We start from the raw sequence: 12,061 nt of genomic DNA, 5'->3' as shown, positions 1-12,061 counted from the left end.
GGCGCGATCCTGTCTCTTTCTGTACTTGCGGGTCTTAGTATCACTTAGGGGCGAATCCCGAATCCCAATTGGCCTTTTTTCATTCTTCCCCCGTCCGGGTTCCCGTAAAGACCGCCTCTCCCTTCCCCGCCTCTCGATTCCGGGCGTACCCTTCCGCCACCCCCGTTAAATAACAATTTGCGATGCTCATCAAAATTAATTTTTATTCTGCACTATTATAATTTGGTGTGATTACAATCTCTCCGTCGATGATCTTCTGCTTGATCGCATCTGCTTTTTCTGCGGTTTCTGCGGATACCTTGCTGCTGTAAGGAGCGATTCCGATTACGCCCTCTTTCAGGCCCGGATTTTCCAATCCGCCGAATTCTCCGGCTTCGATGATATCGATCTGGGATGTGATCATGGTTGGGATGCTTACCAGAAGAGAGGTTAAGCATAAGTCATCTTTTACTAAAGATCCCTGATCTGAGGTGTAGCCGATGCAGTAAACGCCCTTTTCTTCACATGCTTCAAATGCGCCAAGGCCTGTTTCGTCACATGTCTGAAGGATTACGTCTACGCCCTGTTCGATCATGGCAAGAGCTGTCTCTTTTCCTTTGGAAGAATCGTTAAAGGTACCTGTGATAACTGTTTTTACCTCGATATCAGGAACTGCTGCTTTTGCTCCTTCTACGAAAGCATTTTTATCGGAAGCCTGTGTGCTGTTGTCGCCGCCGCCGATGTAGCCGATGACGCCGGTTTCACTCTGGTATGCCGCTAAAGCTCCGCATACATATGCGCCTTCGTATTCCTTGTAGTCATAGAATGCGATGTTGGATGGGTTTTCACCTTCCGGCGGGTTTCCTGTGATGAAGAAATAGCATTCCGGGAAGTCCTCTGCCACACGAACGCAGGCGTCGCCGTACTGTACGCCGTGGCCGATTACAAATTCATATCCTTCTTCGCAGTAGCTTCTGAATGTGGATTCCATATCTGCTGCCTGTACATCCTCTGTATAAGCGATTTCATATCCCTGGGATTCCAGTTCTTTTAAGCCTTCATAAGCGCCCTGGTTCCATGACTTGTCTGTGATAAATCCGGGAAGCAGGATGGCGATCTTTGTTACGGTTCCGGCTTTTGCCTTTTCCTCTGTTTTGCTTTCAGCCGCTTCTTTAGAAGTTTCTTCCTTGCCGGCAGTTGCAGTTGTCTCTGCGCTCTCCGCTTTTGAAGCTGCTTCTGTTGTCTTAGTTTCCGTTTTTGCGCATCCCGTCATCAGAGCCGCAGTCATAGCTGCACAGCACAAAAGGGATACTACACATTTCATCTTCTTCATAATTTCTCCTCTTTCTTCCTTTTATAGTTCAGTTCTGTGTTACAGAACAGAATTTACGTAAAATCTAACGGCTTTCTTTGTCATAGGACTGTCCCAGATATCCCGGTGCATGGATATTGCGGCCAAAGATCACCAGGCTCAGCAGTGTTACCAAATATGGCAGCGCCACAAAGAACTGGTAAGGCAGGGATGATCCCAGCGCCTGAAGCCTTAACTGAAGCGCTTCCACCGTACCGAATAAAAATGCGGCAAAAATGGCGAAAATCGGATTCCAACGAGCCAGAATGGTGATGGCCAGGCAGATGAATCCACGGCCGGAAGACATGTTCTCCGTATAGCTTCCCACGATGCCGCAGGATAAAAATGCGCCTCCGATTCCGGCCATAAATCCGCTGAACATATAGCCGCCGTATCTCATTTTCACCACGTCGATTCCGGCTGCGGCCGCAGCCTTGGGGTTTTCACCGGCCGCATCGATCTGCAGGCCAAGTTTTGTGAATTTCATCACCACCCAGACGATAACCGCTGCGATTAACGCGATATAGACTAAAATATTGTGTTTAAACAGGATGTCTCCCAGATATGGAATCCTGGATAAACCGGGTACTTCTATATTTTTTAAAATGTCCACTTTCACCTTATCGGTCCGGATGCCGTATACAGCCCGGTATAAAAAGTTTGTAAAGCCCAGGGCGAAGATGTTGAACATAATGCCCACGACCGACTGGTCCTGTTTCCTGCTGACTCCCCAGAAACCGATCATCAGCGCTCCGCACATGCCGGCCAGACCTCCGGCCAGAATCCCTATAAACAGGCTTCCCGACGTATATGCCGCCATAAATGAAATCAGTGCACTGATTAACATCTCGCCTTCCAGGCCGATATTCATCACCCCGGTTCTCTCGGAAACCACATCTCCCACAGAACCAAAGATCAGCGGTACGCTCATTCTGATGCCGGCGGCAAAAAGAGGAACTAAGAATGCTGCTGTAAAAATCTCATTCATATTATTTCTTCTCCTTTTCCCTGCCGGACGCCTTGGCCTTCTTACCTGAACCGAAAAAGCTGAATCCCAGCAGAATGAATAGAACGATTAACGCTTCCAGCACATTTAAGAACAGGGAGGATACTCCGGTTTTAACCTGCATGGTTTCCGCGCCTGAGGACAGGGCCGCCAGCAGTATGGAAGAGACTAAAACTCCAACCGGATGCAGCATGCCTAAAAGGGCCGCCACCACTCCGTCGAAACCGTAAGAACCTGCCAGACCTTCCAAAAGCCGGGTCTGCGTTCCCGCAATCTCGATGGAACCTGCAAGGCCTGCAAATGCTCCGCTCAGCAGCATGGCCAGCAGGTAATATTTTTTCCGGCTGATTCCGCCGAAGGCCGCGGCTTTAATGCTGCCGCCCAGAACTCTTAAACGGTATCCGAAATTCGTTTTCCTGATCACGATCCAATAAACCACCACACAGGCCAGCGCCACAATAATTCCCGCATTCATCCGGGAACCCTCCACCAGCTTCGGAAGGGTGGAGGCCACTTTGGCCGACTGAGGGATATTTCCCTTAGGATCGCGAAGGGGATAGTAAACGCAGTAGCTTAAAAACTGCACCGCTATGTAATTCAAAAGCAGAGTGGTGATAATCTCACTCGCTTTAAACTGTGTCTTGAAAAATCCTGCGATTCCGGCCCAAAACGCCCCGAACAGAGCGGCCACAATCATTCCCACAGGAATCCACCACGGCCCAAGGGCTGCTGCCAGCGGGGAAGTTCCCACTATGGTCATGCCGATAGCGCCCAGACAGATCTGTCCCTCTCCGCCCAGGTTGCTTAATTTCGCCTGAAACGTAAAGGATACGCCGATTCCCACAATCAGGATCGGCACCAGCTTGATGGAAATCTCGCCGATACTTCTGAAATTCCGAAACGGCCGGATCAGCAGGTAATAATATGCTTCAAAAGGATTGACCTGCAAAATGCTGATAAAAATGGCTCCGATGGCCAGTGCGGCCAGCACGGCGGCCAGTATAATCAGACACTTGCTGACAATATCCTTTTCATGAATGGAATCAATGAGTTTCATCTGCCGTCACCCCCATCATCATCATGCCCACTTCTCTGACGGAAGTCTCTTCCGGCAGCACCTCTCCGACCACCTTACCCCGGTACAAAACCACAATCCGGTCAGAGAGGGCGAACAGCTCTTCAAAATCGCCGGACAGGAGCAGAACTCCCATCCCTTCTTTTCTGGCCTCTAAAATCTTTTCCCGTATAAACCAGGTCGCTTTGATATCAAGACCCCTTGTGGGATAAGCGCAGATCAATGCTTTCGGGCGTTTTCCAAGAGCCCGGGCCAAAATGAATTTCTGCAGGTTTCCGCCTGATAAATTGGCGCTTCTGTCGTATATGCTCCTGGCCCTCACATCGTAGTCCTGCATGGCGGACGCCGCCTGAACCCGGATCTTTCTGTAATCCAGCAGCGGCCCTCTCTTAGGCGGCTTTCTGTTTCTTAAAATCCAGTTTTCATAGAGCGGGAAATCCGGCACGCTGCCCGTATAGTTCCGGTCAGCGGGCACATATGCGATGCTTTTGTCAATGAACACCTTGGCAGATTTGGTGGGAACCTCCTGCTCCTCGATCATGACTTTGCCCTGTATGGCTTTTCTGACTCCGGCCATCACTTCCGCCAGTTCCGTCTGGCCATTGCCTTCTACGCTGGCGATTCCCACAACTTCGCCGGGATAGACGGAAAGGGAAACTCCATTCAGGGTTTTCACGCCTCTGTCGTCCTTGGCCTGCACATTTTCCACCCGGAGCACAGGGGTTTTGCCTTCTTTTTTTATATGGGTCTTTTCCAGATCCGGGATCTCCACATCTTCGCCTACCATCATGCGGACGATGATCTCTTTGTCCGCGTCTCCGGTATCGATCTGTCCCGTCACACGCCCTTTGGTGAGAACGGTGATCCGGTTGCTGATCTTTAACACTTCATCCAGCTTATGACTGATGAAAATGACGCCTTTTCCCTCATTTACCAGATTTTCTATGATCTCGAACAGGCCGTCGCACTCCTGCGGAAGCAGAACCGCTGTGGGCTCGTCGAAAATGAGGACGTCAGCCCCGGTGTACAGCAGCTTCAGAATCTCCACCTTCTGCTGCATTCCAATGCTCAGCTGCTCCACCGGACTGTGAATGTCCACATCAATTCCGTATTTGGACTTCAAATCTTCCAGTTTTGTCTCCACATCTTTTTTTCTGATAAAGGAAAGCCCCCGCTCTTCTCCCATCAGATAGATATTTTCAATGGCTGAGAACACATTTACCAGCATGAAATGCTGATGGACCATGCCGACACCATGACGAAGGGCGTCTTTCGGCGATTGGATCTTCACCTGTTTTCCATTCAGATGGATACTGCCCCTGTCGGGTTTGTAGATGCCGTAGATCACGTTCATCAGCGTGCTCTTTCCGGCCCCGTTCTCCCCCAAAAGGGCGTGAACTTCGCCGGGATAAACCGTCAAATTAATATCTTCATTGGCAGTAAAGCTGCCAAATGTCTTTGTAATTCCCTTTAGTTCCAACAAAGGTACATTTGTACTCATCGACTGTCTCCCTGCTTATTTGCAATGCACTTTGCACCAGAGTTCCTGTACCGGCGGAATCTGCTCTCTCATACCGGGAGCCAGACGGCACCAGATAATGCCTTTCGTAGGTCTTGGGAATTCGTGGCGTGTCTCAATGATTCTGGTTGGTGTTACGATAAAGTCAATCGCCGTATCGTATTCTTCCACGGTTACGTCCACGTCAACCACCTGGCAGTCATGGCCTGCGCCCACAATTATGGAGGACTCGTCCACGATGCCCATGGTGTAAAGCATCGCCCATTCCAGGTCGAAATAGCCGTGGCCTTTGCCGAAACGGATTCCGCTTGGAGTGATGGCGGAAGCGCCGGTCACCAGCATATCAATATGGCCTACGGATTCTTTTAACTGCTCCAGGGTCTGATGCTTCCAGTAGCGTGATACGCCGTCCAGCAGAGAAGCGACTTCTTCTTTTCCCTCCGGAATAAATTCCGGGCGGATTAAGAAAAATCCTCTGGTGATTCCATAGTTTGTCATAACAACTGTCTTTTTATCACGGAAAGCGATCTCGCGGAGTTTTTCCAAGTTATTGTCCGGTGTGATGAAGATCACTTTGGCATTTTTATACATGTCTGTAGCCGTCAAAAGCTCGGCGCCTTTATCGCTTCCCACATAATCGGCGATAAACTCTGAAAACTGCCAGCTGAATTTTGAATCCGGCCTTGCTACCTTTAATAATTCCTCCCAAATTTTTACCCTTGCTACTTTTGCATCCATTATTATTTTTCCTTTCTCCTTTGAACCGATATATTAGCTATGCTTATTATATAAACTAATATTCTTTTCGCCATTTGTCAACAAAAATCGACACAAAAAAGAATGCTGCCTTTAAAACACGCATTAAATGCGGTTAAAAAGCAGCATTTCTCTTTTTTCTGTCTGTTTTGGCATTTTTTATCTTTTAAATTTTACATCATTGATGATACCCCAACCGCCTTACATTGTTCCTCTGATTCGGCCATCTTTTCATTTTGCGGTCATCTGTCACAAATAGATTTCTCAAAGACAGGGCTGCCGGAAGAATGATAAAACACACGATAGATATTTCCGGGAGAAGCGCAGAAAGTGCGAAAATACTTCCTAAGCACAGCACCATCAGGCCGCCGTGCAGAAGGGACAGCTTTTCTCTGCGCGTTTCAATCGTCTTTATGAGCTCCATTTCTTTATTATCATTCATCAAAATCATAAATAAAATCCGCATTCCAAAGTCTCCAAGCAGATAGACCGCCGCATAGGCCATCGCCGGTATCACTCCGGAGGGAAAGCAGAGCAGCCATTTCATAAAAAGGGGAATGAGGGACAGGAAAAACAGTTCCATCAAATTCATCCATACAAAATTTTCGGATACGAATCCTATCTGATCCAGCATCCGGTGATGGCGGGTCCATTGGCTTCCTACGACGATAAAGCTGGCTCCATATATCAAAATCGATTTCAGGAACTCCAGAAGCCCGGCTCCTGTCATATACTGTGGAACATGGATCTCCAATACCATTAACGTCATAATGATAGCGATCAGCGCATCAGAAAAACCTTCTAAACGGGAAACAGCGACTTTCATCCCAACACCTCCTCTCTGCACAATATAAATGTGCCTGGAACTTATAACTTTTCATGTGCTGTCTGAAAACGTCAATCATCAGTTTCCGGCAAAAGCTTGTTAAGAAGAGTGATCAGCGTTTCCTTTTCCTCCTCAGTTAAAGCGGAAAACATCTGTTCCATCCTATCGGAACGCTCCTTCTCCACTTCTTCGGAACGTATTCTTCCCTGATCCGTCAGATATACCAAAATTTCTCTTTTATCGTTTTCATTCTGACGGCGGGCTATATAACCGTCTTTTTCCAGTTTGCCCAGCAGTTCCGATAAGGACTGGGGGCGGATTCCGAAACGATGGGCCAATTGCTTCTGACTGATTCCTTCTTCCTCACCGATCATGCGCAGCAAACGTTCACGGGCCATGGACGGGCGGCGGTCCGCCATCCCTTCTCTTCCAAATCCATGATGATGTCTTTCGTGCATGTTCATACCTCTGTCCGTGGTATCAAACGGCGGCCTTCCGCCTCCCTGGCCCCTGCGAAAACCAGCGCGCCCTTCCGGACGGCGCATGGCTCCGAAATGCTCTCCCTGTGCTTCTTCTCCGCCGCTCATTGGTCCAAAATGTCTTCCATGCGTTTCTTCCACGTCGTTCATCGAGCCAAAATGCCTTCTATGCGCCTCTTCCACGCCGCCAAACATCTGGCGGCGCTGCCAATGCATCAGCTCACCTAATTTTTCAAACAGCAAATCATTATTTGTCTTTGTCATTACTATCACAACCTTTCTGTATTGCCCAACTTTGCGAATTAATAAGGTACCTTACTTTTATAATATAGCGCAGATATGCCGTTTTGTCAATATAGTAAGGTGCCTTATTATTTTCTCACAGAAAATGAAAACCGTTCTGACTATTAAAAAAAGCGCGGGAATCCCGATTCTCACCGGATTCCCGCGCTGTAAATTCAAAGTTATTATATTATTAAATCCGTGCGCTTTGCTTTGTATACCTACCATAAACGTTACTCTGGCAGTTAACTCAGTCCAGGCTGCCTCACGGCACACAGAAGGTTCCACTTAGTGCTGCTGCATTCCTGCCCTGACACGGTTCATGAATTTCTGTTGCGTAAGACCCAAACGTCATCGCCACTTACCAAAGGCAGCTCTACAGTAGCATATCCGAGGCAAAGCATCACCCCTGCTAGAGCGGATTGCAGGTACAGGGCACCGCTATCTCCCCGGCTGCACGGAAACTTTATGACTATTTTGGCCGCCGAACCTTTATGAAACATCTAAAAGTTCAGCTTGTTTAGTATACCTTGCCCAGTGATATTTGTCAAGGTTGTTTCGTCCTAACGTCCTTTTTTACGCAGCTCTTTAAAGAAAGATTTGAGCATCTGGGAACACTCTTCGCCCAGGATTCCTGTCTGCGTTTCCACCTGGTGATTGAAGCCGTCCTCGTGAAGCATGTCCAGAACGGAACCGGCGCAGCCGGCTTTGGGGTTCATGCAGCCGATCACCACACTTGGAATCCTGGCCTGGACAATGGCTCCTGCGCACATGGGGCATGGTTCCATGGTCACATACATGGTACATCCCTCTAACCGCCAGTCGCCCATCTTTTTACAGGCTTTTTTAATGGCTATGATCTCCGCATGGGAGAGCACATTCTTATCAATAATCCGCCGGTTATAACCGCGGGCAATGATTTTTTCTTCATATACTATGATACAGCCGATGGGCACCTCGCCCAACGCGGCCGCCTTTTTCGCCTGCCTTATGGCTTCTTTCATATATTTTTCATCTATGGTCATGTCTTATTCCTCTTGTCTTTAAAAAGTGTTATACTATTATACACTATTATATTAAGAAATGGAAATGATGATTGATGAAAATATGCGGTTTACAAAAAACGACGTTACTCGACTACCCCGGACATCTGGCCGCCACCATTTTTTTAGGCGGCTGCAACTTCCGATGTCCCTTCTGCCATAACAAAGACCTGTTGGGAAATGATGCCGAAGCGCTTTATACCGAAGAAGAACTTATGGTGTTTCTTAAAAAACGGGTAAATATACTGGAGGGCGTCTGCATCACAGGCGGCGAACCTACCCTTTCCGGGGATTTGGAATCCCTGATCCTTAAAATACGCGATCTTGGTTATCTGATTAAACTGGATACCAACGGAAGCCGTCCCGATGTGCTTAAACGCCTTTGTGAAAATGGGCTGATCGATTACGTTGCCATGGATATCAAAAACAGCGTGGAACATTACGGGCTGACCGCTGGCGCGGAATCGCTTCCAATCGGTGAGATTGAAAAAAGTATCGATTTCCTGATGCACGGCAGCATTGACTATGAATTCCGGACAACTGTGGTAAGGGAACTTCACCATGAGGAGGATTTTATTCAGATCGGCAGATGGATTCACGGCTGCCGGGCCTATTTCCTCCAGAATTATGTGGATTCCGATCAGGTTTTACAGCCTGGTTTTACGGGCTGTACGAAAGAGGAACTGATGCATTTTCGTCAGATCCTGCTTCCTCATATTCCAAATACTGAGCTTCGCGGTGTTGATTAATCATAGCATTTTTTTGCTTCTCCCGATTCGGAATCAGGAGAAGCATTTTTATTGTATCCAGGTTATGTATCCAGGCGGATATCGGTATACCAGTAGCCGAAACGGCCGTCCTGCAAAGGCTGATTCTTTGACAGCACAAAATTGGAGAATCCAAACATGGACGCCATGTATTTTTCATTGCTGTAATAGTGTCCCGGTACGCCCAGCAGATATCTTGGCTGGCCCTGAGGATTATTCAGCTTTGCCAGAATCAGATAACGGTAATTGTAATAGCCGTGAAGCAAAAAGCTGTTATTGCCATAAACCCAGATTTCCCGGGGCAGAAGGCCGATATCCTGTGGTTTGATGGTCAAAACCTCACATCCTTTTTCATAGTCGAAAGCATCAATTTTGGGATATGTTTTTCTAAAAATAGGCCAAATCTGGCGGGGATTGTTCTCAATCTCCTCCTCTTCATCCAGCCTTTCTAAATCTTCCGGGTGGCCCGGGAAGGGCGCCGGTTCCGGTTCTGGTTGCTGATCCAGGGTTGGTTGTTGGTTTATGACTGGTTGTTGTTCTATGTTTTGTTCCGGTTCTATGCCTGGTGCCTGATTTATATCTGGTTCCTGATTCATATCTGAAGCTCGTTTCATACCGGATTCTGGGTGCATGCCTGGTTCCGGGGTCATATTCGGCTCTGGTTCCGTACTTGGCGCTGAAATCATATCCGGCTCTGACTGCATGCCTGGCGCTGGAATCATATCCGGCTCTGGCTGCATACCTGGCGCTGGTATCATATCCGGTTCTGGCTGCATACCTTCCGCTGGAATCATATCTGACTCTGGCTGCATACCTGCCGCCGGCCCCATTCCCGGCTCCGTCTCAGGCCATTTCGATTCTTCTCGTCTATGTTCCGCCCCGATCGACCGATCCGGCTGACTGACTGGCTGAGTTTCCGGCTGATACTCCGGCCTCATTCCCATCTGCATCTCCGGCTGCATTCCAAGCTTTGACCGCGCTCCGGCTCCTTGCTGGATATCCGGCTGGTTTTCCATATAGGCAGACGGCTGATTCTCCCACCGCATCTCCGGCGGGCGGCGCTGCCACATCTGTGGTTCCGGCTGACGCTGAGACCGGGACTGCGGTTCTGGCTGCACCTGCGGCCGAAACTGCGATTCCGGCTGTGCCTGCGGCCGGGACTGCGATTCCTGCTGCGCCTGCGGCCGGGACTGGCATCCGGGCGGAAACTGTGGTTCCTGCGGACGTTGAAATTCCGATTGATAGCGCGGATGTGCATATGTATTCCGTTCGGATACCCGCTTCGAATCATAGAACTGATTTTGGGATATCTGCCCCCAATCCGGTTCCGTCTGGCTTTGGTACCGGGGGCGGTAACCACGGCCGTCTCCTGTTCCTGCCTGGGTATTTAAGTTTTGGCTTTGGGCGTTCTGATGTTCATCCGCTTCGGCTGAAGGATTTTCCTGTTCCCGGGTCTCCGGCAAATCTCCCTCTTCTGACTGGGACTGACTCATTTCCACTTTTTGATCCTCTTGCGGCTGTTTTTCTACTTCTGCTTCAATTTCTGCCGTGATCTGGCCTGCCGTCACATTTCCTCCGTCCGGTTCTTTTTCACGCTGGTTTTCCGAAGTCACTTCAGCCAGTTCCAGCTCGGCGGCATGGGCCACTGCGTCCTCCCAGATCGTTGTATAGCACTGCCAGGCGCTTTCCACATCGTGAATCGTGAGTCCGAAGCATTCTTCCAATGTACATCCGGAGCCGCCGATATTGGAGGCCGGTACTGTCGTCCTGAATTCACCGGCTCCATTTCTGATAAATATTTTTCCCAGCAGGATTTCCGAATTTCCTGATAACAAATACACGCCAAGGTCATTACCGCCTACATACACTTTTTTTACATTTACGCTGATTCTGCACTGGCCATTTCTGGCTTCAAGTTTTGCGAATCCGATATTTTTTCCTTTTACACCGCCCTCATAGGCATAGATGTAGGATATCAATCTTCTATAATTAGACATGCACTCACCCCTTTGCTTAATATTTTATGCGAATACCCATTGAAATTATGATATAAAAATGTTATCCTATCTTTGTTACTCAATAAAAATTTTTTTCATTTTTTCGGAGGGGAATCATAATGAAAGTTTACAAAGTGAAAGATTACCAGGAGATGAGCAGAAAAGCAGCTAATGTGATCTCTGCACAAGTGATTATGAAACCAGACTGTGTTTTAGGCCTCGCAACCGGCTCCACGCCAATCGGAACCTACAAACAGTTAATCGACTGGTACAACAAGGGCGATCTGGATTTTTCAGAAGTGAAATCCGTGAATTTGGATGAGTATAAGGGGCTCTCCAAAGACAACGATCAGAGCTATTACTATTTTATGTACAATAATCTTTTTAAGCACATCAACATTAAACTTGAAAATACAAATGTTCCGGACGGAACAGAGCCTGACAGCGATAAAGAATGCTCCCGCTACGATGACGTAATCAACAGTCTGGGCGGAGCCGATCTTCAGCTTTTAGGATTAGGACACAATGGACACATCGGTTTTAACGAACCGGATGATTCTTTCGCAAAAACCACACACTGCGTAGACCTTCAGGAAAGCACAATTGAAGCGAATAAACGTTTCTTCGCCGATATCAACGACGTTCCGCGTCAGGCATACACCATGGGAATCAAGACCATTATGCAGGCTAAGAAGATTCTGCTGGTTGTCAGCGGCGAAGACAAAGCTGAGATTCTCCGCGAAGTACTGACAGGACCGATTACTCCTAAGGTTCCTGCTTCAATTCTTCAGTTACATAACGATGTAATCGTAGTGGCTGACGAAGCGGCAATGTCTAAGATGTAAATTTTTTTAGCTAAGGTACGCCGGAAAGAAGGGGAACCTGGGCGGGCGGCGGAACTGATGAGGGATAGGGGATTCGAGTTTCGACCCTAAGAGGTACTAAGGGTCTGCAAACGATCCCCTATCCCTCATCAGTTCC

Annotated in this window: 11 protein-coding genes and 1 other RNA gene; 2 read left to right on the top strand and 10 right to left on the bottom strand. The window is 48.3% G+C overall.

What is annotated here, in order from left to right:
- Positions 1–202: 202 nt before the first annotated feature.
- The 9 genes from C0033_RS26525 to tadA all read right to left on the bottom strand — a co-directional run bounded on the left by C0033_RS26525 (position 203) and on the right by tadA (position 8,298).
- Entirely contained in the window at positions 203–1,312 is a 1,110-nt protein-coding gene (locus C0033_RS26525) for a BMP family protein (RefSeq protein ID WP_103230868.1), read from the bottom strand.
- A 64-nt stretch (positions 1,313–1,376) separates the two neighbouring features.
- A complete protein-coding gene (locus tag C0033_RS26520) occupies positions 1,377–2,318 on the bottom strand; it encodes an ABC transporter permease (RefSeq protein WP_103230867.1) in 942 nt (313 codons plus the stop codon).
- A gap of 1 nt (position 2,319) precedes the next feature.
- The gene (locus tag C0033_RS26515) at positions 2,320–3,393 is read right to left on the bottom strand and encodes an ABC transporter permease (protein ID WP_103230866.1); all 1,074 of its coding nucleotides are present in this window, start codon (positions 3,391–3,393) and stop codon (positions 2,320–2,322) included.
- Positions 3,380–4,912, bottom strand: coding sequence for an ABC transporter ATP-binding protein (locus C0033_RS26510; RefSeq protein ID WP_103230865.1), 1,533 nt, complete (start codon positions 4,910–4,912; stop codon positions 3,380–3,382). The genes C0033_RS26515 and C0033_RS26510 overlap by 14 nt, the downstream gene beginning before the upstream one ends.
- Positions 4,913–4,927: 15 nt before the next feature.
- Positions 4,928–5,668, bottom strand: a complete 741-nt coding sequence (locus C0033_RS26505; protein ID WP_242984606.1) for a 5-formyltetrahydrofolate cyclo-ligase — start codon at positions 5,666–5,668, stop codon at positions 4,928–4,930.
- 196 nt (positions 5,669–5,864) lie between these two features.
- Entirely contained in the window at positions 5,865–6,512 is a 648-nt protein-coding gene (locus C0033_RS26500; RefSeq protein ID WP_103230863.1) for a TMEM175 family protein, read from the bottom strand.
- A gap of 71 nt (positions 6,513–6,583) precedes the next feature.
- Positions 6,584–7,255: a MarR family transcriptional regulator gene (locus C0033_RS26495; protein ID WP_103230862.1), complete on the bottom strand. Its 672-nt coding sequence runs from the start codon at positions 7,253–7,255 to the stop codon at positions 6,584–6,586.
- A gap of 217 nt (positions 7,256–7,472) precedes the next feature.
- Positions 7,473–7,734: signal recognition particle sRNA large type (gene ffs / locus C0033_RS26490), an RNA gene on the bottom strand.
- Positions 7,735–7,836: 102 nt separating this feature from the next.
- Positions 7,837–8,298, bottom strand: a complete 462-nt coding sequence (gene tadA, locus C0033_RS26485; protein WP_103230861.1) for a tRNA adenosine(34) deaminase TadA — start codon at positions 8,296–8,298, stop codon at positions 7,837–7,839.
- A 74-nt stretch (positions 8,299–8,372) separates the two neighbouring features.
- Here tadA and C0033_RS26480 point away from each other — a divergent pair, with 74 nt between their 5' ends.
- Positions 8,373–9,065 carry an anaerobic ribonucleoside-triphosphate reductase activating protein gene (locus tag C0033_RS26480; protein ID WP_103230860.1) on the top strand — a complete coding sequence of 231 codons (693 nt, stop codon included), beginning with the start codon at positions 8,373–8,375 and terminating at the stop codon, positions 9,063–9,065.
- Positions 9,066–9,127: 62 nt separating this feature from the next.
- Here C0033_RS26480 and C0033_RS27560 read toward each other — a convergent pair whose 3' ends face one another.
- Positions 9,128–11,080, bottom strand: a complete 1,953-nt coding sequence (locus tag C0033_RS27560) for a DUF6128 domain-containing protein (protein WP_242984605.1) — start codon at positions 11,078–11,080, stop codon at positions 9,128–9,130.
- 119 nt (positions 11,081–11,199) lie between these two features.
- On the opposite strand from C0033_RS27560, the gene nagB reads away from it, so the two are divergent.
- Positions 11,200–11,925 (top strand): glucosamine-6-phosphate deaminase, encoded by a 726-nt coding sequence (nagB, locus tag C0033_RS26465; protein ID WP_103230859.1) that lies wholly within the window; start codon positions 11,200–11,202, stop codon positions 11,923–11,925.
- Positions 11,926–12,061 lie beyond the last annotated feature (136 nt).

The sequence above is a fragment of the Clostridium sp. chh4-2 genome (genome assembly GCF_002899675.1).
Classification (GTDB): Bacteria; Bacillota; Clostridia; order Lachnospirales; family Lachnospiraceae; genus CHH4-2.
The sequence above is the reverse complement of the archived record's forward strand: the minus strand, read 5'-3'. Positions and strand labels throughout refer to the sequence as shown.